Raw genomic sequence first — 22,047 nt, 5'->3', positions numbered from 1 at the left:
CCCAAGAGAAATGGCGTTTTTTGGCCAGATTTCAAGGGATTTGGGCCGATTCGGCGGCGTTCCGGCGCGGCGTGCGGCTAGAGCCTGAAGACCGGGTGGTACGGACTGGCGGGATTGACGTCGTATTCGACCATTTTCATGCAGGTCTGGGCAGTGGAATGAGCGGCGCCGCTGCGCCACGGACCATCGCGCAGGACGGCGTCGCGAACATCCCTGAGCTTCAGGCATTTCCACTCGCCGGCAGCGGGAAGGCGGCCGGCCGAAGTGTCGCCGCCGAACTGGTAGGCAAGGCACTTTTCCTCAAGCCCGGTGCGGCCGAGCAGGATCGGGCAGAGCTCGCGGCGATGGCCCTGGTAGAGGCAGACGATCTGCCGGCGGCCGCGCATGGCGGCAAGGAACAGCTCGTAGGTGGCGCTAGGCATCGAGGCGGCCGTCGCGCACGGTGACGCGCTGGGCCCGGGGGCCGAGGGCGTCGAACAGCATGGGGTCGGTGCCGGTCATCAGGCACTGGGTGGCGAGCGCGTCGAGCGCGGCGAACAGCGCGGCGCGGCGGTCGGGATCGAGATGGGCGGCGATCTCGTCGAGCAGCAGGAACGGCACGATGCCGGTCTGCGCCTTGACCAGCCGGGCCTGCGCCAGCACCAGCCCGACCAGCAGCGCCTTCTGCTCGCCGGTGGAGCCGAGCGCGGCGGGCATCTGCTTTTGCGCGTAGAGCACCTCGAGATCGACGCGGTGCGGCCCGGCGATGGTGCGGCCGGCGGCGCGGTCGAGAGCGCGCGAGGCGGCCCAGATGGCTTTGAGCTCGGTCTCGAGATCGGGCGAGGCGGCGGGTTCGGGCCGGTCGTCGAACAGCGGCGTCAGCGACAGATGCGCGGCGGGGAAGGCGGCATCGTCGAGGCTTTCGCCGATGCGGTGCTGCAGGTGCGCGACCGCATCGGCGCGGGCGAAATGCAGCGCGGCGGCGTGCGCCGCCATCTCGGCCTCGAGCGCGTTGAGCCAGAGCGGATCGGCGTCCTCCTCGAGCAGGCGGTTGCGCTGGCGCATGGCCTTGTCGTAGTCGGCCACCGCGCTCGAATGCGACGGGATCAGCGTCGTCACCAGCCGGTCGAGGAAGCGGCGGCGCTCGCTTGCCGGGCCGGTGAACAGGCCATCCATCGCCGGGGTGAGCCAGAGCAGGCGCAGATAGTCGCTCAGCTGCTCGATGGTGCGGGCGTTGGCGCCGTTGATGCGAACGCGGCGGCCGCCATCGTCGGCGGCGCCGGTGCCGATATCGGCCGGCCCGTCCGGCGTCTCGATGGTGGCGGCGACGGCCCAGGGCTGGTCGGAGGCATGGTTGCCCAGCGTGTCGAATGCGGCGCGGCGCAGGCCGCGGCCGGGGCTGAGCAGCGACACCGCCTCGAGCAGATTGGTCTTGCCGGCACCGTTCGGCCCGGTCAGCACCAGATGTCGCCCGTCGAGATCGAGCGCGGCGGAAGCGTAGTTGCGGAAGGCGCTGAGGCGCAGGCGGGAGAGGTGACGGTCGGGCATGAGCGTGGGTAGCACAATGGGCGAAGGAGGGCACCGCCCTCCTCCCCCCGGCGCGGCGCGCCTCGCCTCGATGGCGGCCAGTCGCGGGGGGCTACACCCGCATCGGCATCAGCACGTAGAGGGCGCGGGCGTCGCCGTCTTCCTTGACCAGCGTCGGGGAGCCGGCGTCGTTGAACAGGAAGATGGCGTTGTCGGATTTGATCTGGCCGATGATGTCGAGCAGATAGCGGGCGTTGAAGCCGATCTCGAAGCTTTCGGGCTCGAACTCGACGGCGACCTCCTCGGTGGCGGTGCCGTGGTCGGGGTTAGTGACGGACAATTCGAGGTTGCCGTCCTTGACGGCGAGCTTCACCGCCTTGCCGCCGCGATCGGAAGCGATGGTGGAGACGCGGTCGACGGCGGTGGCGAAGGAGCCGCGATCGACGGTGAGCTGCTTGTCGTTATTCTTGGGGGTGACGCGATCGTAATCGGGGAAGGTGCCCTCGATCAGCTTCGACAGCAGCACCACGCCGCCCAGCGTGAAGCGGATCTTGGTGTCGGAGATCTCGATGCCGACATCGCCCTCGGCGCCATCGAGCAGCTTCTGCACCTCGCCCACGGTCTTTTTCGGGATGATGATGCCGGGCATGCCGCGCGAGCCCTCGGGCGCCTCGGTTTCGGCGCGGGCCATGCGGTGGCCATCGGTGGCGACGGCGCGCAGCACCGGCTGCTTGTCGACCTCGAGCGTGTGCACGTAGATGCCGTTGAGGTAGTAGCGCGTCTCTTCATTCGAGATGGCGAACTGGGTGCGCTCGATGAGCTCGCGCAGGGTCGCGGCGGGCAGCGTGAACTGGTGGCTGAAGGCGCCGGATTTGAGGTCGGGGAAGCTGTCGGGGCTGAGGCACGCCAGATGGAAGCGCGAGCGGCCGGAGGTGAGCAGCATCTGCTCGGCGCCGTCGGTCTCGAGCCGGACTTCGGCGCCGTCGGCGAGCTTGCGCACGATCTCGTAGAGGGTGTGCGCCGGCACCGTGGTGGTGCCGGCGGTCGCCACCATCGCCGGCACGGCCTCGGTCACCTCGATGTCGAGGTCGGTGGCGCGCAGGTCGAGGCTGCCATTGGCAGCCTTCATCAGCACGTTGGCAAGGATGGGATAGGTGTTGCGCCGCTCCACCACGCGGTGGACGTGGCCCAGCGATTTCAGCAGCGCATTGCGCTCGAGAGTAACTTTCATTGCACGCCATCCCCGACCACGTCCGGCATCCTGCCGGATGGGTCAAAACCCCCACAAAACCGGGCCGCGACCTTGGCAAGACGGGGAGCAAAAGGCAAGCGCAAGAGGTGTCGCGGAGGTTCCCGTCCACACCTCGCGGTCGCGGTGCGGGGGCTAGTTGAGGCCGAGGCGGTTGAGCGCCTGCTCGGCCTCGGCCAGGCGGCGCTCGGCGGCGCGGCCGCGCTCGTCGATTTCGGACAGCATCGCCTGCCAGCGCTCGCGATTGTCGACGCCGGACAGATCGGTCTGTTGGGGCTCCCCCACCTTCAGGCGGCGGACGGCCCTACGCACACGCAACACCAAACGCGGCAGCACTGACTGGCTCCTACGCAACGCAACAAATACCTGGCGGCCCGCCGCAAGGGCCGCAAACTCAACTCACTCCTCAAGCATGCGCTTGAGGAGCTCGATCTCCTGGCACAGGTCGCCATCGTCCTTCATCATCTGCTCGACCTTGCGGACGCTGTGCAGCACGGTGGTGTGGTCGCGGCCGCCGAAGCGGCGCCCGATCTCGGGCAGCGAGCGCGAGGTCAGCGATTTGGCGAGATACATGGCGATCTGGCGCGGCCGCACCACGTCGCGCGAGCGGCGGGACGACAGCAGCTCGTTGCGCGGCACCTTGTAGTGGCGCGACACGATGCGCAAAATGTCCTCGATGCGGACGCGGCGCGCCTCGCGGGCACGGACGAGGTCGGCAAGGGTCCGCTCGGCGAGCGGCACGCTGATCAGCTCGTGCGTGAGCTGGTTGGCGGCGACGAGCCGGTTGACGGCGCCGTCGAGGTCGCGGCCGTGGCTGACCACGATGCGCGAAATGTAGTCGATCACCGGCGCCGGGAAATGCACGCCGAAGCGAGACTGCGCCTGCTCGGCGCGGCGGGTGACGATCTGCCGGCGCAGCTCGAGATCGAAGCCGCCGATCGGCACCACGAGGCCGCCGGAAAGGCGCGAGCGTACGCGCTCGTCGAGCATTTCGAGATCGCGCGGCGGGGCGTCGCCCGCCACCACCACCTGCTTGGCGCCGGTCAGCAGCGTGCCCAGCGTGTGGCCGAACTCGGTGGCTGACTTGCCCTGCAGGAACTGCATGTCGTCGATGAGCAGCAGATCGACCCGCCGCAGCCAGTCCTTGAGCGCGATGGCCGACTGCCGCTGCACGGCGGTGATGAAATGGTACATGAAGTGGTCGGCCGTCAGATAGACGATGTTGCGGCCGGGCTCGGCGGCACCGGCCGCCCAGGCGATGGCGTTGAGCAGATGCGACTTGCCCAGGCCGACGGTCGAATGGACATAGACCGGGTTGAAGCTGACGGTGCCGTTGAGGGCGGCGCTGGCCACCTGCCTGGCGATGCCGAGCGCGATCTCGTTGCTGGCGCCGGGCACGAAGCTGTCGAACGTCATTTTGGGATCGAGCGCCGACCCCGACAGCGCATCGCCGCGCGGCGGCACCATTTCGCGGTGCGGCTTCAGCGCCGGAGCGGCGGGCTCGGCCTCGACCTCCGCCGGCGCCTCGACCGGGGCGCTGAGCCGCGGCCGGGCCTGGCCGTTGACGCGCACGGTGAAGTGCAGCCGGGTGATCTCCGGCGTTTCGGCCTTGAAGATATCGAGAATCTTTTCGGCGTAGTTGGACTGGATCCAAGAGCAGAGGAAGCGCGTCGGGACGCTCAGATGCGCCTTGTCGTCGATGATCTCCTCGAGCTCGAGGCGGGCGAACCAGGAGTTGAACACGTCCTCGCCCACCGCGGTCCGGAGCCGGACCCTGACGCGCTGGAACAGCTCGCTCTCGGTGCGCATCTCCCCCGACGCTGCCGGTGCCGCGGGGCGGGCCGGCGCCGCTCCATGACCGGTTTCAGGTTTGCCGAATTCATTGCGCGCACCGCTCGCACCCAACGCCATGTCTATCTGCCCCGCCTCGCCGATAGGAGCCCGTTTTCGAGCCCTCAAATTTGCCGCCCTGCCTGTCCGCCGACAGACAAAATCCTTCACCCGCCGCAAAGACTTGCGGCCTGGCCGTACTCGTTTTTACTTTGACGCCGGAGTCGAGACGCCCCGGCTCGCCATTATCTCTCACGCAAACGCAAGACGATAATTGTTAACGCCCCAACAAACCGCAACACAGATGGACACCACGATACTTCCATCCGCGATAGTTGACTCCGCGGCAGAGGCATTCGTCTACGCAACTGATATTTGTCATCTGAAAAACCGGCAGGAGGACCGCCGTTCCTCATCCAACGGAAGGCATCTTAGAGGCGCAGATTTTTGCCTGCAACCGACTCTTTTCGCAAAAGCGGGGTTGACAGGTTCGGGCCGAAACAAGGGAGGAAAATGGTTCTTCCAAGGCGCGTTAACGTGCCTCAAACCAAGCGTCTGTGACTCAATGATGAATCGCTGAATCCGAGTTTGTCCGGAGTCGCGTTCTAGATTTCCGGCAAGGGCGGGATTCGGAAAGATTCATCCGCGATGCAGGCGGAGAGCCTTGGAAATCAAGGGGTTTCGTGAAAGCCGACGACTGTCGCAGAAGTGCCACACCGATGACATCGAGTCGTCACGGGCAAAGAAAAAGGCCCCGCGACGGGGGCCTCGTTTCGAGCTCGCGGCGAGAGCGCCGGATCAGGCCTTGAGGGCCTTCACGCGCGAGTTCAGACGGCTCACCTTGCGGGCCGCGACATTGGCGTGGACGATGCCCTTCTGCGCCGAGCGCGCGATCTCCGGCTCGGCCGCCTTGAGGGCCGCCACCGCGTCGTCGTGCTTGCCACCGGCAATCGCTTCCTCGACCTTGCGGATGAAGGTGCGCATGCGCGAGCGGCGCGACTTGTTGATCTCGGTGCGCGCGGCGATCTTGCGGGCGGCTTTCTTGGCCGAGGCGGTATTTGCCATCGTCGTCCTCTTTGTCCGGCGCGCGGAACGCCGCGCGAAACCCCCGGAGATGAAATGAAATCGGCGGCACCGGGCCGCCTAAGCTGGCGGGTCTATAGTTGGAAAATTTCCAACCGTCAATCGGAGTCTGGAGCGACAGGTCTTTGCATTGCTCTGGCCGATCGATCCCGAAACGGGATCGATCGACCAACCGCTTGGGTCAAAGCTTCTGGCACACCGGGCAGAAGAAGGTGGAGCGGCCGGACTGCACGATGCGCGCGATGGTGCCGGTGCAGCCGGGGGTGGGGCACGGCTCGCCCTCGCGGTCGTAGACGGCGAAACGGTGCTGGAAATAGCCGGAGCCGCCATCGGCGGCGCGGAAATCACGAAGGGTCGAGCCGCCCGCATCGATGGCCTCGGTGAGCACGGTGCGGACGCCGTCGGCCAGGAGGTCGAGCCGGGCGGAGGGTTTGCCCGATTTCAGCACCAGCTTGCCGGCCGGGGCGGTGGGGCGGATATGGGCGCGGTGCAGGGCCTCGCTGGCGTAGATGTTGCCGATGCCGGCGACCACCCGCTGGTCGAGCAGGGCCGCCTTGATCGGCGCCGCCTTGCCCTTGAAGCGCTGGGCCATCTCCTCGGCGTTGAAGGCGTTGCCCAGCGGCTCGGGCCCGAGGCCGCTGAGATAGGGCGAGTCCTCCTCGTGCTCGAACAGATCCATGAAGCCGAAGCGGCGGGCGTCGGCATAGATCAGCGTCAGCTTGCCGCGGCCCGGATGGGTGAGATGGACCACCACGTGGTCGTGTTTGACGTCCTCGCCCGGCTCGTAGTAGCGCGACGGCTCCTTGAACTTGCCCTCGGCGAAGCGATAGGCGCCGGTCATGCCCAGATGGCTGAGCCAGGTCTTGCCCGAGCTCAGATGGACCAGCAGATATTTGGCGCGGCGGCCGACGGAGGTGATGGTCTGGCCCTCGAGCGCGGCAGCGAAGCCGCGCGGAAACGGAAAGCGCAGATCCTTGCGGTTGAGGGTGACCTTGTCGATGCGGGCGCCTTCGAGATAGGGCGCAAGGCCGCGGCGGACGGTTTCGACTTCGGGGAGTTCTGGCACTCGCGGACTCTCAAGGCTGCCGGCTCTTGTTGTGGCGTTTCCGAACCGGAAGCCGCATGCACCTTTGCTGGAAACGCTCTATGGCCAATTCCAAGCGGCGCACTCCTTCTATATAGACACGGCCAGCACGCGAAAGGCTGACAACAATGGCTGAAACCACGCATTTCGGCGAACGCACGGTGCCGCTCGAGGCCAAGCAGGGGCTGGTCAACGAAGTGTTCCATGCCGTCGCCGACCGCTACGACCTGATGAACGACCTGATGTCGGGCGGCGTGCACCGGCTGTGGAAGGACGCGCTGGTGAGCCGGCTGGCGCCGCCCAAGACCGGCACCCTGCCCTATCGCGTGCTCGACATGGCCGGCGGCACCGGCGACATCGCCGAGCGCATCCTCAATGCCTCGGTGGGCTATGCCGAAGTGACGGTGGGCGACATCAACACCGACATGCTGCGGGTGGGCGAGGAGCGCGCCAGGCACTGGCGCTTCGGCAGCCAGGCGAGGTTCGTTGAGGCGAACGCCGAGGCGCTGCCGTTCGCCGACGAAAGCTTCGACGCCTATACGATCGCCTTCGGCATCCGCAACGTGCCGCGGATCGAGGTGGCGCTGGGCGAAGCGTACCGCGTGCTGAAGCGCGGCGGACGCTTCCTCTGCCTCGAATTTTCGGCGGTGGACGTGCCCGGCTTCGACCGGCTGTACAAGGCGTGGAGCGACCGCGCCATTCCGCCGATCGGCAAGGCGGTGACCGGCGACGGCGAACCGTATCAATATCTGGTCGAATCCATCCGCAAATTCCCCCCGCCCGGGCGCTTCACGGCGATGATCGAGCGCGCCGGATTCAAGCGCGTCACGCATACGGCGATGTCGGGCAATATCGCGGCGCTGCACGCGGCGTGGAAGCTCTAGCGTATGGGCATTGCCGCCACCTTCCGCCTGATGCATGCCGGATTCGTGCTGGCGCGCGAGGGCGCGTTCTCGATCGTGGACATTGCGGCGCTGCCGCCGGTGATGCGCACCGGGGTGCGGATCGGCCGGCTGCTCGAGCGCGGCTCGGTGAAGCGGCGCGGGCCGCAGGAGAATCTGCGGGCGGCGCTCGACCGGCTCGGGCCGACCTATGTGAAGATCGGGCAGACGCTGGCGACGCGCCCCGACATCGTCGGGCTGGAGGTGGCGGCGGACCTGGCGCAGCTGCAGGACAAGATGGAGCCGTTCGACCCGGCGCTGGTGCCGGTGCTGCTGAAGCAGGCGCTGCTCGAGCGGGCGGCGGACCTCACCGACATCTCGCCGCCGATCGCGGCGGCCTCGATCGCGCAGGTGCACCAGGCGACGCTGCATCGCAACGGCACCAGCGGCCGGGTGGCGGTGAAGATCCTCAGGCCGGGGATCAAGGAGCGCTTCCGCGCCGACCTCGAGGCGCAATATGCCGGCGCGGCGCTGGCCGAGCGCTTCATGCCCTCGCTGCGGCGGCTCAGGCCGACCGACGTGGTGTCGACGCTCGACCGCTCGGCGCGGCTCGAGCTCGACCTTCGGCTCGAGGCGGCGTCGATCTCGGAGATGGCCGAGAACATCAAGGACGACGAGGGCTTCGTCATCCCGGAGGTGAGCTGGGACCACACCGCCGAGACGGTGCTGACGACGAGCTGGGTCGACGGCATCCCGATCCGCGACCATGCGGCGCTCGACGCTGCCGGGCTCGACCGCAGGGCACTCAGCAGAATACTGCTCCAGTCGTTCCTGAAGCATGCCATCCGCGACGGCTTCTTCCATGCCGACATGCATCCGGGCAATCTGTTCGCCGATCCGAGGACCGGCGACATCATCGCCGTCGATTTCGGCATCATGGGGCGTATCTCGCGCAAGGAGCGGCGCTTCCTCGCCGACATCCTCTACGGCTTCATCACCCGTGACTACCGGATGATCGCCCAGCGGCATTTCGAGATCGGCTATGTGCCCAGGCACCAATCGGTCGACGATTTCGCGCTGGCGCTGCGCTCGATCGGCGAGCCGCTGCACGGGCGCAGCGCCACCGACATCTCGATGGCCAAGGTGCTGGGGCAGCTGTTCGCCACCACCGAGCTGTTCGAGATGCAGACGCGGCCCGAGCTGGTACTGCTGCAAAAATCCATGGTGCTGGTCGAGGGCGTGAGCCGCGGGCTCGACCCCGAGCTCAACATCTGGACGGTGGCCGAGCCGGTGGTGGGCGATTTCGTGCGGCGCGAGGCGGGGCCGCTGGGCCGGATCGAGGATTTGCGGGACAATCTCGCCGTGGCCGCGGACACGGTGGGCAGGCTGCCGGGGCTGATCAGGCGGGCCGAGGCGGCGCTCGACGATTACGACGCGGAAAAGCGCTCGCCGCAGCGGCACGGCACGCGGCGGCTGATGGTCGCCGCGTTCTGGGTGCTGGTGGTGATCGCCATCGCGCTGATCGCCAGCCTGTTCAGGTAGCATTCAGCCGTGCCACCCTACCGATCCGCTGCGCTTGCGGTGGCTCGGACCCGCCCATAGATTGGCGCCACTTCCGGCGGGGCGCGGAAAAAAGAGGGCAATGAGATGAAATTTGCAACCATCGGCCGCATCGCCGGCGTGCTGGCGCTGACCATGGGCCTGGCCGCCTGCGTCGACATGACCGAAGAACTCGCCGTCACCTCCGACACCACCGCCAAGGCGACCATGACCATGCAGATGGGCGCCGACGTCTATACCATGGTGAAGAGCGCCGACGCCTCCAACGACAAGGCCGAGGACAAGTTCTGCGGCAAGCAGGGCGAGACGCTGACCGAAAATGCCGACGGCAGCGCCACCTGCGTTGCGATCAGCGAAGGCACGTTCGACCAGCTCAAATTCGACGAGGGCGACAGCAAGCCGACCTTCACCCAGGTGTCGCCGGGCGTGGTGCGCGTGGCGTTCCCGACCAAGGACATGGCGGGCGATCTGGGCAAGGACAGCGATCCGCAGACCGCAGCGATGATGAAGCAGATGTTCGACGGCCATTATGTGACGCTGCGCGTCACCGGCCGGCAGATCACCGACTCCAACATGACGATCAATGGCGACAGGACCGCGGCCGAAATCAAGATCGCGTTCCTCGACCTGATCAACGGCACCGCCAAGCTCCCCGACGAGCTCTATGCGGTGGTGCAGACCAGGTAAGGACCAGCATGCCCGGCCGGATCGACATAGCGCTCACCTGGCTCGATCACGGCCGCGGGCTGGAGCTGCCCAGACAGCAAAGCGCGGGCGCGGCGGGAGTCGATCTCCTCGCCGCGCTCGCCTCCGACGCGCCGCTGACGCTGGCGCCGGGCCAGCGCGCCACCATTGCCTGCGGCTTCGCCATGGCGCTGCCCGCGGGCTACGAGGCGCAGGTGCGGCCGCGCTCGGGCCTCGCCGCCCGGTACGGCGTCACGGTGCTCAACACGCCGGGCACGATCGACGCGGATTATCGCGGCGAGGTGAAGGTGATCCTGATCAATCTGGGCGAGGCGCCGTTCGTGGTGCAGCGCGGCGACCGCATCGCGCAGATGGTGGTGGCGCCGGTGAGCGCGGTCGGCTTCACCGAAAAGGAGAGGCTCGATGCGACAGAACGTGGTTCTGGCGGCTTCGGCTCGACTGGCCGCTAGCCTTGCCGGGCTGGCGCTGGCGGCGGCCGGTCCGGCCTGCGCCGCCGACCGCGCCGAGATCGGCTTTCTCGGCTACGACGAGCGCGGCAGCTATTTCGCCTTCGAGGAATACGGCATCCACGACGGCTCGGGCGCGGCGTTTTCGAACATCTATGTGGTCGATGTCGCGACCGACACGTGGGTGCATGGCGCGCCGTTCACGGTCGATGCGACGCGCGACGCCGACCCGGAGGCAAGGCCGCTGAACCAGGTGCGGCGCGACGCGCGTGCCAGGGCCGACGCCACGCTCGAGCAATTGGGCATCGGCTGGCCGGTGCAGATCCTGGCGCTCAACGGCGATGGCGAGCACGGCGACACGAAATCCGTGGTGTTTTCGACACCCATTTGCTGCGGCCCGGCCACGACCGCGGACGACAGGCTGACCGTGACGCTGACCACCGCACCGGTCGCCAGGCTGCCCGAGATGTGCGCCGGCATTGCCGGCGACGATATTCCGATCGTCGGCTACACGCTCAACTTCACCACGCCCGAGGGGGCGCGGATCGTGCATGCCGACGGCGACACGCTGCCGAAATCACGCGGCTGCACGCTGGATTATGCGATCTACGCCATCGTCGGCGCGGCGGCGACCGGCGGCAGCCGCATCGCCATCGTCGCCAGTTCCCCCTTCGGCTTCGAGGGCCCAGACCGCCGCTTCCTCGCGGTGCCGCTCGACCGATGAGCCTGTCGCCCGACGAGACCCGGCGCTATGCGCGGCATCTGGTGCTGAAGGATGTCGGCGGCGCCGGGCAGCAGAAACTCAGGGCGGCACGCGTGCTGGTGGTGGGCGCGGGCGGGCTCGGCAGCCCGGCCATCGCCTATCTCGCTGCGGCCGGCGTGGGCACGCTGGGCATCGTCGACGACGATGTGGTGGGGCTCTCCAATCTGCAGCGGCAGATCATCCACCGCACGGCCGATGTGGGCGCCGCTAAGGTGGCGAGCGCCGGCGCCTTCGTCTCAGCGCTCAACCCGCAGGTGCAAATTGTCATCCACCGGATGCGGCTCGACGCCGGCAATGCCGACGGCGTCGTCGCCGGCTACGATCTGGTGCTCGACGGCACCGACAATTTCGAGACGCGCCGCATCGTCGCCGAGGCTTGCGAGCGCGCGGCAAAGCCGCTGGTGTCAGGGGCGGTGTCGATGTGGGACGGGCAGCTCACCGTGTTCCTGCCCGGCGGCCGGCGCTTCGCCGACCTCTATCCGATCGCGCCCGCACCCGAGGATCTGCCGAGCTGCGAGGTGGTCGGCGTGCTCGGCCCGGTCACCGGCGTCGTCGGCACGCTGATGGCGATGGAAGCCATCAAGCTGATCACCGGCACCGGCACGCCGCTCGCCGGCCGGCTGCTGCTCTATGACGGCCGCAGCGCCCGGTTCACCGAACTGGACTATTGATCTAGCGAACAGCGCTGACCAGCACCCGGCCGGCCTGCCGGTCGCGGCGGGGACGGATGATGATCTCGACATCCTGGTTGAGTGCGGTCAGGAACGCCATCAGCCGCTCGACCGAAAAGCCATCGAGCCGATAGTTGGCGAGCGCCGAGATTTTCGGCTGCGGCACACCGAGGATTTCGCCCGCTTCGGCTTGCTTCAGCCGGCGGGCTTTGATCAATCCGTTGATCTCGAGCGCCAGCCGCGTCTTGGTCTGCCGCTCCCCGGCATCGGCATAGCCGAGATCGGCAAAGACGTTGGCGGTGCCGCGTGTGATCTTGTCGCTCATTTTCGTGCCTCGTAGTCGGCGCGCGCCAGCCTGAGCCGCGCCGCAACCAGCTCCACATCCGTCGCGGCGGTGCGTATGCCGCTCGGGCTCTTTTTCTGAAACGCGTGCAGCACGTAGATCGCCTCGCCATAGCGCACGGTATAGATCGCCCGATAAGCGTTGCCGTCGAAGCTTTCGACCAACTCGAACACACCCGGCCCTTCGCCCTTCCACGGCTTGGCCCTGGGGTGTTTGCCGCCCAGTTGCGCGACGCCGAGGGCGAAGCCCATCTCGTCCTGCACGGGGCCGGGAAACGCCATATAGTCGCGCTTGGACGAGCCGATCCAGTGAACGGGCTTTTCGCTGGCTATCCTCCAGATATACCCTTTCGGGTATATCTGCAAGCCGCGTCAGAGCAGATCCGGGTGGCGGAACACCAGCGTGGCGTTGGTGCCGCCGAAGCCGAAGCTGTTGGATAGCGCGACGCCGATGTCGACGCCGTCGCGGCGGGCGCGCAGGATCGGCATGTCGGCGAAGGCCGGATCGAGCTCGTCGATGTTGGCGCTCTCGCACAGGAAGCGGTGCTGCATCATCAGGATGCAGTAGATCGATTCCTGCACGCCGGTGGCGCCGAGCGAGTGGCCGGTGAGCGATTTGGTGGCCGAGATCGGCGGGCAAGCCTCGCCGGTGCCGAACACCTGGCGCAGCGCCTCCATCTCCTTGGCGTCGCCGATCGGGGTCGAGGTGGCGTGCGGGTTGATGTAGTCGACCTTCTCGCGGACGGTCTCGAGCGCCATCTTCATGCAGCGCGTGGCGCCCTCGCCCGACGGAGCGACCATGTCGTAGCCGTCGGAGGTGGCGCCGTAGCCGACGATCTCGGCGAGGATGGTGGCGCCGCGGGCCCGGGCATGTTCGAGCTCCTCCAGCACCAGCACGCCGGCGCCGCCGGCGATGACGAAGCCGTCGCGCTTCGCATCATAGGCGCGCGAGGCCTTTTCCGGGGTGGCGTTGAAATCGGTCGACATGGCGCCCATGGCGTCGAACAGATTCGACATGGTCCAGTCGAGATCCTCGTGGCCGCCGGCGAAGACGATGTCCTGCTTGCCCATCTGGATCTGCTCGTAGCCATTGCCGATGCAATGCTTGGAGGTGGCGCAGGCCGAGGTGATGGAATAGTTGATGCCCTTGATGCCGAAGGGCGTGGCGAGCGTCGCCGAAGCGGTGGAGCTCATGGCCTTGGGCACGGCCAGCGGGCCGATGCGCTTGGGGCCCTTTTCGCGCGTGATGTCGGCGGCTTCGACCACGGTGTGGGTGGAGGGGCCGCCGGAGCCCATGACGAGGCCGGTGCGCGGATTCTGGATGTCGTGCGGCTCGAGCCCGGAGCTTTCGATCGCCTGCTGCATGGCGATGTAGTTCCAGGCGGCGCCGCGCCCCATGAAGCGGGTGGTGCGGCGGTCGAGCACCTCGAACGGGTCGAGCCTGGGGGCGCCATGCACCTGGCAGCGGAAGCCGAGCTTTTCGTATTCCGGCGCGAAGACGATGCCCGGGCGGGCGGCGCGCAGGCTCTCCACCACCTCGGAGGTGTTGTTGCCGATCGAGGAGACGATCCCCATGCCGGTAACGACGACGCGTCTCATGCCCTGCTCCTCCCGCCGCTAGGATGCGGCCGCCACAGCCGGGAACAGCCCGACGCGCAGATCCCTGGCCTCGTAGATAAGGTTGCCGTCGGCCTTCACGAAGCCTTCGGCAATGCCCAGCGCCACCTTGGAGCGGACGACGCGCTTGATGTCGATGCCATATTCGATCAGCTTGACATCGTCGGTCACCTGGCCGGTGAACTTGATGTCGCCGCCGCCGAGGGCGCGGCCGCGGCCGGGCGAGCCGCCCCAGCCGAGAAAGAATCCGGTCATCTGCCACAGCGCGTCGAGGCCGAGGCAGCCGGGCATCACCGGATCGCCCATGAAGTGGCATTTGAAGAACCACAAATCGGGGCGGACATCGAGCTCGGCGCGGACCTGGCCGCGATGGTGCGAACCGCCGGTGTCGTCGATCTGCGTGATGCGGTCGAACATCAGCATGGGGGGGAGCGGCAATTGGGCATTGCCGGGGCCGAAGAGCTCACCGCGCCCGCAGGCGATCAGCTCGTCATAGGCATAGGCGTTCTTGCGCTCCGCCATCAGGCTCGGTTCCACTGGTTAACGTGACCCGTGTGTATTGGGGGGACCGGAAGGGGTCAAGGCGAGCCGCCGCGACACCGCAACGCTTGTGCGGAAAACCCCGCAAAGCTATAAGTTTGCCGCAAAAGTCGAGTTTTTCGGGGATCCATGCACGACCGCCACATCTTCAGCCGCAACGTGCCGTCGCGACGCCCGTGCCTCACGGCGGTGCTGCGCATGGCGGGATTGCGGCCGACGCGGCAGCGCGTGGCGCTGGCCGAGATCCTGTTCGGCGGCGAGCACCGGCATGTGAGCGCCGAACAATTGCTGGCCGAGGCGCAAGCCGCCAAGGTCAACGTCTCGCTGGCGACGATCTACAACACGCTGCACCAGTTCCGGTCGGCGGGGCTGCTGCGCGAAGTGGCGGTGGATGCCTCGCGCAGCTATTTCGACACCGACACCTCGGACCACCACCATTTCTATCTCGAGGACGAGCAGCGGGTGACCGACATCCCGGCCTCGGCGATCGTGATCCAGAACCTGCCGGCGCCGCCGGACGGCATGACCATCACCCATGTGGACGTGGTGGTGCGGGTGAAAAAGGGCCCGGTGCCCGAACAGGTCTAGCCGACGCGCGGACGCAGCGCCGCAAGGGCGGAGAGTCCTTTTGCTCTGGCCGGTCAAGCCCGGAAGGCTCGATCGACCAACCGCTGGGGTCCTTTTCGCTCTGGCCCGATCAAGCCCGGGAAGGCTTGATCGACCAACCGCTGGGAGAAGAGTCCTTTTTCGCTCTGGCCGATCGAGCCCTATCGGGCTTGATCGGCCAACCGCTGTCAGTCGAAATTTTCGCCCTGGTAGACGCCCCAGAGATCGGCTTCGGGCAGATAGCCGGAGTAGTTCGACGGCGCGCCGCTGGCGGGATGGTCGGTGGCGACGACGGCGCACCAGCCCTTTTCGCAGCTGTTGATCTTGACCGGAAAGCCGGGCCCGACCCAGGCAACGACGCCGGATTCGTCGGAGGCGCCGGCATGCAGGCCGACCTTGTCGCCGGCGGCCTGGGTGACATAGCCGGCGCGGTTGCCCGATAGCATGTTCTGATGCACCCAGCCGGTGGAGCCGTCGACATCGCGGATCTTCCGCCAGACGTCGAATTCCTGGATGATTTCGACCGGAACGCCCGCCACCTGGTATTGCCAGGCGATGTCGTACTGGTAGCCGGGACCGACGCGGACGTTGGATTCCTTGGCCTTGACGGTCACGAAGCGCGGCAGCGGCAGGCCGCTCGGATTGGTGGCGGCCGCTTCGGCGAGACTGGGCAACAGGACGAGGGATATAAGAGCGAGGGCACGCAGCAACACGGCAGGACGCCTCATAGGCAGTTTGATCTTGGGCAGCTTGGCCCGGAAGTCGCGCTTTTCAGTCGATGGATGCATCGCGTGACGCAAAACCGGTTCCCACTTCTGCGCGCGATGCTCTATCGTTAGGCGATAGACCTTAATGGTCCTTGAAAGGCACGCGAGCTGACGGCAAATCGCCCCAAGATCCTGGTGACGCGGCGGCTGCCCGAGCCGGTGGAGCAGCGCATGGCGACGCTGTTCGACGCGCGCTTCAACCCGGCCGACGCGCCCTACAGCGCCGACCGGCTGGTGGCCGAGCTCGCCGGCGCCGACGTGCTGGTCAGCTCGATCACCGACCGGCTCGATGCCGAGCTGATCGCGCGGCTGCCGCGCGGCCTGAGGCTGATCGCGCAGTTCGGCAACGGCTTCGACAACATCGACATCGAGGCGGCCTATGCGGCGGGACTGACCGTCACCAACACGCCTTCGGTGCTGACCGAGGACACCGCCGACATGGCGATGCTGCTGATGCTGGCGCTGCCGCGGCGGCTGGTCGAGGGCGCCGAGGTGCTGCCGCGCGAGGGCACCTGGCCGGGCTGGTCGCCGACCTGGATGCTGGGGCGGCGGCTGCGCGGCAAGACGCTGGGCATCGTCGGCATGGGCCGGATCGGCAGCGCGGTGGCGAGCCGGGCCCGCAATTTCGGGCTCAACATCCACTATTTCTCGCGCAACCGGCGGCCGCCGCAACTCGAGGACAGGCTGGGCGCGACCTATCACGACAGCCTCGACGCCATGCTGCCGGCGGTCGACATCCTGTCGCTGCACACGCCGCTGACGCGCGACACCCACCACATCCTCAGCCGGGCGCGGCTGCTGACGATGCGGCCCGACGCGGCGGTGGTGAACGTCAGCCGGCCGGAGCTGATCGACGAGGCGGCGCTGGTCGACGCGCTGGCGGCGGGCCGGCTGTCGGGCGCGGCGCTCGACGTGTTCGAATCGAGCGCCGGCATCAACCCCGGGCTGCTGGAGCTGGCGCGGGCGCACAAGGTGGTGCTGACCCCGCACATGGCGTCGGCGACGCTCGAGGCGCGGCTGGAGATGGGCGACACGGTGATCGTCAACATCCGGGCGTTCGTCGACGGCCACCAGCCGCCGCACCGGGTGCTGCCGGAGACGCGGGCGCGGGCGTAGCGCCCCGGGCGCAAGGCGCGAAAGCGTGATCGGCGGCGGCTCGCAACCGTTTCGGGGCGGGCCTATTTATGGCGTATGCGAACGCTGCTGATAGCTGCAATCATGCTTGTGCCGAGCGCCGCGCAGGCGATGTGCGTGCCGGTACCGCCGGGCGACAACAGGGCGGAAAACCTTGCAAATGCAAGGGCTTTGACGCTGTGCCGGGTGCAGGAGCTGAGCGACGCCACGGCGCTCAAAGCCCAGCAATTGCAGGTGCAGGCGGACCTTGAGGCGCAGGCGCGCAGCTTCGAGCAGCAGCTCAGGATGCAGCAGACCTATGCCGCGGCGCAGCCACCGGCGGTGAGCCTGCCGCCGTTCTGACGCTTGCCAGGTCCAGGCCGATCCGCCACAGTTCGTGGAGTTTTGGAGGCGGCAATGGCGAAGGTCCTGTTCATTGGTGGTACGGGGCAGATTTCGCTGCCCTGCGTGGAACTTGCGGTCCAGAAGGGACACGCGGTCTCGGTGTTCAACCGCGGGCAGCGCCGTGACAGACTCCCAGGAAATGTCGCGTCGATCACCGGCGACATGGCGGATGCGTCAGGGTACGCACAGCTCGGCGGGCAGAATTGGGACGTGGTGGCGCAGTTCATGGTGTTCACGCCCGAGCAGATGCAGCGCGACATCGCCACCTTTGCCGGCAAGACCGGGCAGTACATCTTCATCTCGTCGGCGTCGGTGTACCAGAAGAGCATCGACAGCTATGTGATCACCGAACAGACGCCGGCGATCAATCCGTACTGGGCCTACAGCCAGGCCAAGATCGCCTGCGAGACGCTGATGAAGGCGGCCAAGGGGCTGCCCTGGACCAATGTGCGGCCCTCGCACACGGTGCGCACCGGGCTGCCGACGATGCTGAACGACGGCGACGCGGTGGCCAACCGCATGCTGACCGGCAAACCGGTGATCGTCGCCGGCGACGGCAATGCGCCGTGGACGCTGACGCGCTCGGAGGATTTCGCCGTCCCGTTCGTCAATCTGTTCGGCAACCCGCACGCGCTCTACGAGGATTTCCACATCACCGGCGACAAGGGCTTCACCTGGGACGCGATCTATACCGCGATCGGGCGCGGGCTCGGGGTCACGCCGAAGCTGGTGCATGTGCCGACGGACACGCTGTGCGCCTACCGGCCGGAGTGGACGGGCCCGCTGCGCGGCGACAAGAGCTGGACGGCGCTGTTCGACAACTCCAAGGTCAAGCGCATCGCCGGCGACTTCCGCTGCGAGACCAACCTCGACAAGATCCTCGAACAGCCGATCAAGTATTTGAAGCAGCGGATCGCCGACAAGGCGCCGTACAGCACCGAGCTCGAGGCGCTGACCGATCGTATCATCGCGGCGCAGACGGCGCTGCATTAGAACGATATTGTAGCGCTGGTGGTTGCGGCCCCCACCCCCGGCCCCTCCCCGGCGGCGCGGATGGCGCTGCATTAGGACGATACTATGTAGCCTGGTGGTTGCGGCCCCCACCCCCGGCCCCTCCCCGCAAGGGGGAGGGGGGCGATAGAGCCGCATTCGCTGGCGGCGCAATCATCGAGCGAAGGGATGCAGCAACAGGGTCCGCTTGCAGGCAAGCACCCCAGAACGCCAGCCTATTCGGCGGCCTGGAGGGCCGGAGCGGGGAGGCCGTCTTCGAGGCGGTCGAGCTGGAACGGGCGGGTGGGGGCGGTGGCGACGCGGTTGCGGCCGGCCTGCTTGGCGCGGTAGAGGGCGCTGTCGGCGGCGGCCAGCAGATCCATGACGCCGCTCGACGTGTAAGGCACCGAAGCGACGCCGAAGGAGGCGGAAATCTCGGCGGCGTGCGTCTCGCCGAGCGCGGCGATGCGCACGCGCAGCAGCTCGGCCTTGTCGGCGGCGCGGTCGAGGTTGCAGTCGGGCAGGATCACCACCAGCTCCTCGCCGCCGTAGCGGCAGACGATGTCGGTTTCGCGCAGGGCGCCGACGATGGTCATGGCGGTGTCGCGCAGCACGCTGTCGCCGAAGGCATGGCCGTGCTTGTCGTTGAGCGCCTTGAAGTGGTCGAGGTCGACCATGACCACGCTCACCTCGCGGTTCTCGCGGTCGGCGAGGCGGACGAAGCGCTGCAGGCAATCCTCCATGTAGCGGCGGTTGTAGAGGCCGGTGAGCGGATCGCGCAGCGCCTGGTTCCTGAGCTTTTCCCTAAGGCCCATATTGGCGAGGGCGAGGCTCATGCCGTCGGCGAGCGCCGAGCCGAGGCCGGTGATCGCCTCGAGCCGCTGTTCGGCGCGGGGCCCGGCGGCAAACAACTGGAACAGGCCCATGATCTCGCCGCGCGCGATCATGGGGATTTCGAGCACGGTGTCGTCGCCATGGTGATGCTCGCAGCACAGCTTGCTGCCATCGACGCGGTTGAGGTGCGGCTTGCCGCGCTTCAGCGCCCAGCACTGGTCGGCGGCGATGGCCTCGGGCGGCGCCCCGTCGTCGGGCCGGCCCCAGCTGGTCGACAGCACCAGCCGGTCGCGCGAATTGTTGAAGACGTAGAGGGCGCCGGAATAGCCGGGCAAGAGCTCGGTGGCGGTGGCCTTGAGCACCTGGTTGGCATCGCCATAATCGGTGGCGCTCTGCAGCACGTCGGCCATTTCGAACAGCCGCGCCACCTGCTCGCGCGAGGTGTCGGCGGACCTGAGCGCCGCCGAGCGGCCGAAGGCCTCGCGGGCGCTGGAGCGGAAGGCGAAGAACATGCCGCTCATCGCCAGCGTGCCCGACAGCACCTGCAGCACCAGCACCGCGAGGGTGCCGAGGCGGCTCGACTCGTCGTGCTGGCCGAGCGTCACCTGCGCCCCCTGCAACGCCGCCTGCGCCGTGTTGGTGATGGCGGCGACGGTGGCGGCGGTCTGCCGCTCGGTGAACAGCGCCCGCGCGTCGTCGGCATGGCCGTCGGCGCTCAGATTGACCGCCTCGGTCCAGTCCTGCACCAGCCGGTCGAGGGCGGCCGGCACGTCGGCCAGAGCATCGAGGGTGCCGCCGCGCTGGGTCTTGAGCAGCTCGAGATCGCGGAAATAGCTGGCCAGCGCGCCGCGTTCGCCGTTCAGCACGTGCGCCGCATCGCCATCGACCAGCTGCAGGGTGTTGACCGCGGCGCGCAGATCGTCGGCCTGGTGGCGCACCGCGCTCAGCGCCTGCTGCTGGCTGCTGACATAGGCGAAGCCGCCGATGGCGATGACCACCATGGCGAAGACCAGCAGGATGATGGCCGGCGGCAGCAGCACCTCGCTGCGCGGCCGGGGCACCGGGTCGGCGGCAGGCGGGTGGTCGCTGACGACGGACATGCTGACGGGCCCCGCATTGCCTCCAAGGTCTGCCGATGATGCCTGCCGGGGTTTGCGCGAAGGCTTCCCCGGCGGCGACAATTTCAGGCAAATTGCAACGGCGATGTCGAATTGGCCAAGGGGCGGTCGACCATAGGCAGCAGAACCATGGAGGCGTTGCGATGCGCTATATGTGCCTCGTGCATTTCGACACGAGCGTGATGGACACGGCCAGCCGGAGCGCGCGGCAGGACCTCGACCGCCGCTCGCTGGCCTATGACGACACGCTGCGGGCCGCGGGCCACTATCTCGCCTCGGCGGCGATCGAGGGTGGCGACAGCGCCGTGCTGGTCAGGGTGCGCGACGGGCGGATGTCGACCACCGACGGGCCCTATATGGAGAGCAAGGAACAGATGGCCGGCTTCATTCTGATCGAGGCGCGCGACATGAACGAGGCGGTGCGGCTGGCCGCCGGCATTCCGATTGCCGCGCTCGGCACCATCGAGGTGCGGCCGGTGTACGAAATCCCGACACCGCCGCCGCTGACGTGACCGGGTTCGACCTCGAGGGGATCTATCGGGCCGAGCGCGGCCGCGTGCTGGCCAGCCTGATCCGGCTGCTGGGCGGGTTCGAGCTGGCCGAGGAGGCGCTGGCCGACGCGTTCCTCGCGGCGGCGCAGCAATGGCCGCGCGACGGCGTGCCGGCCAATCCGCGCACCTGGCTGGTGTCGGCGGGCCGCTTCAAGGCCATCGACAAGCTCAGAAGGAGCGGCCGCTTCAAGGCCATCGCGCCGGAGATCAGCCGGCAGCTCGAAGACGAGGAGGCCGAGATGCCGGCCGAACGCGAAACCATCGCCGACGACACGCTGCGGCTGATCTTCACCTGCTGCCACCCGGCGCTGCCGCTCGACGCGCAGGTGGCGCTGACGCTGCGCGAGGTGTGCGGGCTGACCACCGAGGAGATCGCGGCGGCCTATCTCAGCAAGCCGGCGACGGTGGCGCAGCGCATCGTGCGGGCCAAGGCGCGCATCCGCGACGAGCGCCTGCCCTATGAGGTGCCGGCGCCGGCGGAGTGGCCGGACCGGCTCGATGCGGTGCTGCACACGATCTACCTGATCTTCAACGAGGGCTACGATGCCTCGTCGGGCGCGGCGCTGCTGCGGCGGGAGTTGTGCCAGGAGGCGATCCGGCTGGCGCGGCTGCTGCGGGAGCTGCACCCGGCCGCCGATATCGACGGGCTGCTGGCGCTGCTGCTGCTGCACCAGTCGCGCGCGGCGGCGCGCACCGGACCCGACGGCGGGCTGGTGCTGCTCGAGGCGCAGGACCGCACGCGATGGGACCGGGCGCTGATCGCCGAAGGCACGGCGCTGGCGGAGGCCGCCTTCGCACAGCCGCCGGTCGCCAGCTACACCATCCAGGCGATGATCGCGGCAACGCATGCACGGGCGCCCGACGCGGCGGCCACCGACTGGCGGCGCATCGCGGCGCTCTACGATGTGCTGCTGCGGGCCGAGCCGTCGCCGGTGGTCGAGCTCAACCGCGCCGTCGCCATCGCCATGCGCGACGGGCCGGCGGCCGGCCTGGCGCTGATCGCGCCGCTGGCGGCCGGGCCGCTGGCGCGCTACCGCTTCGCGCATGCGGCCGAGGCGGATCTGCTGCGGCGGCTGGGACGGAACGATGCGGCGGCAGCGGCCTATCGGCGGGCACTGGAGCTGAGCGAGCAGCAGGCCGAGCGGGCGTTCCTGGAGCGGCGGCTGGCGGAGCTGGAGTAGGGGGAACGGGGACGGCTCGCCGGTGTCGTTTCCGCTCCTCCGCGAGCCCGGTCTGGATTCCCGCTTTCGCGGGAATGACGATGTGGAGGGGGAGAGATGCTGACGGCCCCTCACCCGCCTCGCTGTGCGAGGCACCCTATCCCCGGAGGGGCGAGGGGAGAGGCGGCCTTGCAAAGCAAAAGGCCCGGGAGTGCTCCCGGGCCTT

General features: G+C 68.0%; 25 protein-coding genes. 12 read left to right on the top strand and 13 right to left on the bottom strand.

Annotated features, from left to right (window positions below):
- Positions 1-77 precede the first annotated feature (77 nt).
- The 7 genes from BGO82_RS17935 to mutM form a co-directional block, all read right to left on the bottom strand.
- Positions 78-422 carry a hypothetical protein gene (locus BGO82_RS17935; protein ID WP_291306992.1) on the bottom strand — a complete coding sequence of 115 codons (345 nt, stop codon included), beginning with the start codon at positions 420-422 and terminating at the stop codon, positions 78-80.
- A complete protein-coding gene (recF, locus tag BGO82_RS17930) occupies positions 415-1,527 on the bottom strand; it encodes a DNA replication/repair protein RecF (RefSeq protein WP_291306991.1) in 1,113 nt (370 codons plus the stop codon). Before recF ends, BGO82_RS17935 begins: the two co-directional genes overlap by 8 nt.
- A 91-nt stretch (positions 1,528-1,618) precedes the next feature.
- A complete protein-coding gene (gene dnaN, locus BGO82_RS17925) occupies positions 1,619-2,737 on the bottom strand; it encodes a DNA polymerase III subunit beta (RefSeq protein WP_291306990.1) in 1,119 nt (372 codons plus the stop codon).
- Positions 2,738-2,890: 153 nt separating this feature from the next.
- Entirely contained in the window at positions 2,891-3,067 is a 177-nt protein-coding gene (locus tag BGO82_RS17920; RefSeq protein ID WP_291306989.1) for a hypothetical protein, read from the bottom strand.
- An 87-nt stretch (positions 3,068-3,154) separates the two neighbouring features.
- On the bottom strand, positions 3,155-4,564 hold the full coding sequence (gene dnaA / locus BGO82_RS17915) for a chromosomal replication initiator protein DnaA (RefSeq protein ID WP_291306988.1): 1,410 nt from the start codon (positions 4,562-4,564) through the stop codon (positions 3,155-3,157).
- An 819-nt stretch (positions 4,565-5,383) separates the two neighbouring features.
- Complete coding sequence (gene rpsT / locus BGO82_RS17910) at positions 5,384-5,650, bottom strand: 30S ribosomal protein S20 (protein WP_291306987.1); 267 nt, start codon at positions 5,648-5,650, stop codon at positions 5,384-5,386.
- 199 nt (positions 5,651-5,849) lie between these two features.
- Positions 5,850-6,734, bottom strand: coding sequence for a bifunctional DNA-formamidopyrimidine glycosylase/DNA-(apurinic or apyrimidinic site) lyase (gene mutM, locus BGO82_RS17905; RefSeq protein WP_291306986.1), 885 nt, complete (start codon positions 6,732-6,734; stop codon positions 5,850-5,852).
- Between the two features lie 146 nt (positions 6,735-6,880).
- Between mutM and ubiE the strand changes: the two genes are divergently transcribed.
- From ubiE to BGO82_RS17875, 6 genes are all read left to right on the top strand, one after another.
- Positions 6,881-7,636 carry a bifunctional demethylmenaquinone methyltransferase/2-methoxy-6-polyprenyl-1,4-benzoquinol methylase UbiE gene (gene ubiE / locus BGO82_RS17900; protein ID WP_291306985.1) on the top strand — a complete coding sequence of 252 codons (756 nt, stop codon included), beginning with the start codon at positions 6,881-6,883 and terminating at the stop codon, positions 7,634-7,636.
- A 3-nt stretch (positions 7,637-7,639) separates the two neighbouring features.
- Positions 7,640-9,175, top strand: coding sequence for a 2-polyprenylphenol 6-hydroxylase (ubiB, locus tag BGO82_RS17895; protein ID WP_291306984.1), 1,536 nt, complete (start codon positions 7,640-7,642; stop codon positions 9,173-9,175).
- A gap of 105 nt (positions 9,176-9,280) precedes the next feature.
- Entirely contained in the window at positions 9,281-9,880 is a 600-nt protein-coding gene (locus tag BGO82_RS17890; protein WP_291306983.1) for a hypothetical protein, read from the top strand.
- 8 nt (positions 9,881-9,888) lie between these two features.
- Complete coding sequence (gene dut / locus BGO82_RS17885; protein WP_291306982.1) at positions 9,889-10,347, top strand: dUTP diphosphatase; 459 nt, start codon at positions 9,889-9,891, stop codon at positions 10,345-10,347.
- Positions 10,301-11,068, top strand: coding sequence for a DUF2259 domain-containing protein (locus BGO82_RS17880; RefSeq protein ID WP_291306981.1), 768 nt, complete (start codon positions 10,301-10,303; stop codon positions 11,066-11,068). Before dut ends, BGO82_RS17880 begins: the two co-directional genes overlap by 47 nt.
- On the top strand, positions 11,065-11,778 hold the full coding sequence (locus BGO82_RS17875) for a HesA/MoeB/ThiF family protein (protein WP_291306980.1): 714 nt from the start codon (positions 11,065-11,067) through the stop codon (positions 11,776-11,778). The genes BGO82_RS17880 and BGO82_RS17875 overlap by 4 nt, the downstream gene beginning before the upstream one ends.
- 1 nt (position 11,779) lies before the next feature.
- On the opposite strand, the gene BGO82_RS17870 is transcribed toward BGO82_RS17875, so the two are convergent.
- From BGO82_RS17870 to fabA, 4 genes are all read right to left on the bottom strand, one after another.
- Positions 11,780-12,103 (bottom strand): helix-turn-helix transcriptional regulator, encoded by a 324-nt coding sequence (locus tag BGO82_RS17870; protein ID WP_291306979.1) that lies wholly within the window; start codon positions 12,101-12,103, stop codon positions 11,780-11,782.
- Positions 12,100-12,402 carry a type II toxin-antitoxin system RelE/ParE family toxin gene (locus BGO82_RS17865; protein WP_291306978.1) on the bottom strand — a complete coding sequence of 101 codons (303 nt, stop codon included), beginning with the start codon at positions 12,400-12,402 and terminating at the stop codon, positions 12,100-12,102. Before BGO82_RS17865 ends, BGO82_RS17870 begins: the two co-directional genes overlap by 4 nt.
- Before the next feature lie 90 nt (positions 12,403-12,492).
- Complete coding sequence (gene fabB / locus BGO82_RS17860; protein WP_291306977.1) at positions 12,493-13,719, bottom strand: beta-ketoacyl-ACP synthase I; 1,227 nt, start codon at positions 13,717-13,719, stop codon at positions 12,493-12,495.
- Between the two features lie 18 nt (positions 13,720-13,737).
- Positions 13,738-14,259, bottom strand: a complete 522-nt coding sequence (fabA, locus tag BGO82_RS17855) for a 3-hydroxyacyl-[acyl-carrier-protein] dehydratase FabA (RefSeq protein WP_291306976.1) — start codon at positions 14,257-14,259, stop codon at positions 13,738-13,740.
- Positions 14,260-14,406: 147 nt separating this feature from the next.
- Here fabA and irrA point away from each other — a divergent pair, with 147 nt between their 5' ends.
- Positions 14,407-14,865: an iron response transcriptional regulator IrrA gene (gene irrA / locus BGO82_RS17850; protein ID WP_291306975.1), complete on the top strand. Its 459-nt coding sequence runs from the start codon at positions 14,407-14,409 to the stop codon at positions 14,863-14,865.
- A gap of 206 nt (positions 14,866-15,071) precedes the next feature.
- On the opposite strand, the gene BGO82_RS17845 is transcribed toward irrA, so the two are convergent.
- Positions 15,072-15,596, bottom strand: a complete 525-nt coding sequence (locus BGO82_RS17845) for an SH3 domain-containing protein (RefSeq protein WP_291306974.1) — start codon at positions 15,594-15,596, stop codon at positions 15,072-15,074.
- Between the two features lie 162 nt (positions 15,597-15,758).
- On the opposite strand from BGO82_RS17845, the gene BGO82_RS17840 reads away from it, so the two are divergent.
- The 3 genes from BGO82_RS17840 to BGO82_RS17830 all read left to right on the top strand — a co-directional run bounded on the left by BGO82_RS17840 (position 15,759) and on the right by BGO82_RS17830 (position 18,161).
- On the top strand, positions 15,759-16,766 hold the full coding sequence (locus BGO82_RS17840) for a D-glycerate dehydrogenase (RefSeq protein WP_366246984.1): 1,008 nt from the start codon (positions 15,759-15,761) through the stop codon (positions 16,764-16,766).
- A 102-nt stretch (positions 16,767-16,868) separates the two neighbouring features.
- The gene (locus BGO82_RS17835; protein WP_291306973.1) at positions 16,869-17,126 is read left to right on the top strand and encodes a hypothetical protein; all 258 of its coding nucleotides are present in this window, start codon (positions 16,869-16,871) and stop codon (positions 17,124-17,126) included.
- 54 nt (positions 17,127-17,180) lie between these two features.
- Positions 17,181-18,161, top strand: a complete 981-nt coding sequence (locus BGO82_RS17830; RefSeq protein ID WP_291306972.1) for an SDR family oxidoreductase — start codon at positions 17,181-17,183, stop codon at positions 18,159-18,161.
- 233 nt (positions 18,162-18,394) lie between these two features.
- On the opposite strand, the gene BGO82_RS17825 is transcribed toward BGO82_RS17830, so the two are convergent.
- Positions 18,395-20,092, bottom strand: coding sequence for a GGDEF domain-containing protein (locus tag BGO82_RS17825; protein ID WP_291306971.1), 1,698 nt, complete (start codon positions 20,090-20,092; stop codon positions 18,395-18,397).
- Between the two features lie 161 nt (positions 20,093-20,253).
- Here BGO82_RS17825 and BGO82_RS17820 point away from each other — a divergent pair, with 161 nt between their 5' ends.
- Both BGO82_RS17820 and BGO82_RS17815 read left to right on the top strand, forming a co-directional pair.
- Positions 20,254-20,622, top strand: a complete 369-nt coding sequence (locus BGO82_RS17820) for a YciI family protein (protein ID WP_291306970.1) — start codon at positions 20,254-20,256, stop codon at positions 20,620-20,622.
- Positions 20,619-21,842: a DUF6596 domain-containing protein gene (locus BGO82_RS17815; protein WP_291306969.1), complete on the top strand. Its 1,224-nt coding sequence runs from the start codon at positions 20,619-20,621 to the stop codon at positions 21,840-21,842. Before BGO82_RS17820 ends, BGO82_RS17815 begins: the two co-directional genes overlap by 4 nt.
- Positions 21,843-22,047 lie beyond the last annotated feature (205 nt).

The sequence above is a fragment of the Devosia sp. 67-54 genome, from assembly GCF_001899075.1.
Lineage (GTDB): Bacteria > Pseudomonadota > Alphaproteobacteria > Rhizobiales > Devosiaceae > Devosia_A.
Note: the sequence above shows the minus strand (reverse complement) of the source record. Positions and strands in the feature narration are given on the sequence as shown.

Bases quoted from the DNA above. Each gene is read 5' to 3' on its own strand.
- BGO82_RS17935 (WP_291306992.1), bottom strand. From the start codon at position 422: ATGCCTAGCGCCACCTACGAGCTGTTCCTTGCCGCCATGCGCGGCCGC.
- ubiB (WP_291306984.1), top strand. From the start codon at position 7,640: ATGGGCATTGCCGCCACCTTCCGCCTGATGCATGCCGGATTCGTGCTG.
- BGO82_RS17875 (WP_291306980.1), top strand. From the start codon at position 11,065: ATGAGCCTGTCGCCCGACGAGACCCGGCGCTATGCGCGGCATCTGGTG.
- BGO82_RS17835 (WP_291306973.1), top strand. From the start codon at position 16,869: ATGCTTGTGCCGAGCGCCGCGCAGGCGATGTGCGTGCCGGTACCGCCG.
- BGO82_RS17830 (WP_291306972.1), top strand. From the start codon at position 17,181: ATGGCGAAGGTCCTGTTCATTGGTGGTACGGGGCAGATTTCGCTGCCC.
- fabB (WP_291306977.1), bottom strand. From the start codon at position 13,719: ATGAGACGCGTCGTCGTTACCGGCATGGGGATCGTCTCCTCGATCGGC.
- dnaA (WP_291306988.1), bottom strand. From the start codon at position 4,564: ATGCGCACCGAGAGCGAGCTGTTCCAGCGCGTCAGGGTCCGGCTCCGG.
- dut (WP_291306982.1), top strand. From the start codon at position 9,889: ATGCCCGGCCGGATCGACATAGCGCTCACCTGGCTCGATCACGGCCGC.
- irrA (WP_291306975.1), top strand. From the start codon at position 14,407: ATGCACGACCGCCACATCTTCAGCCGCAACGTGCCGTCGCGACGCCCG.
- BGO82_RS17870 (WP_291306979.1), bottom strand. From the start codon at position 12,103: ATGAGCGACAAGATCACACGCGGCACCGCCAACGTCTTTGCCGATCTC.
- recF (WP_291306991.1), bottom strand. From the start codon at position 1,527: ATGCCCGACCGTCACCTCTCCCGCCTGCGCCTCAGCGCCTTCCGCAAC.
- BGO82_RS17880 (WP_291306981.1), top strand. From the start codon at position 10,301: ATGCGACAGAACGTGGTTCTGGCGGCTTCGGCTCGACTGGCCGCTAGC.
- BGO82_RS17865 (WP_291306978.1), bottom strand. From the start codon at position 12,402: ATGGCGTTTCCCGGCCCCGTGCAGGACGAGATGGGCTTCGCCCTCGGC.
- BGO82_RS17825 (WP_291306971.1), bottom strand. From the start codon at position 20,092: ATGTCCGTCGTCAGCGACCACCCGCCTGCCGCCGACCCGGTGCCCCGG.
- fabA (WP_291306976.1), bottom strand. From the start codon at position 14,259: ATGGCGGAGCGCAAGAACGCCTATGCCTATGACGAGCTGATCGCCTGC.
- BGO82_RS17820 (WP_291306970.1), top strand. From the start codon at position 20,254: ATGCGCTATATGTGCCTCGTGCATTTCGACACGAGCGTGATGGACACG.
- dnaN (WP_291306990.1), bottom strand. From the start codon at position 2,737: ATGAAAGTTACTCTCGAGCGCAATGCGCTGCTGAAATCGCTGGGCCAC.
- ubiE (WP_291306985.1), top strand. From the start codon at position 6,881: ATGGCTGAAACCACGCATTTCGGCGAACGCACGGTGCCGCTCGAGGCC.
- BGO82_RS17890 (WP_291306983.1), top strand. From the start codon at position 9,281: ATGAAATTTGCAACCATCGGCCGCATCGCCGGCGTGCTGGCGCTGACC.
- rpsT (WP_291306987.1), bottom strand. From the start codon at position 5,650: ATGGCAAATACCGCCTCGGCCAAGAAAGCCGCCCGCAAGATCGCCGCG.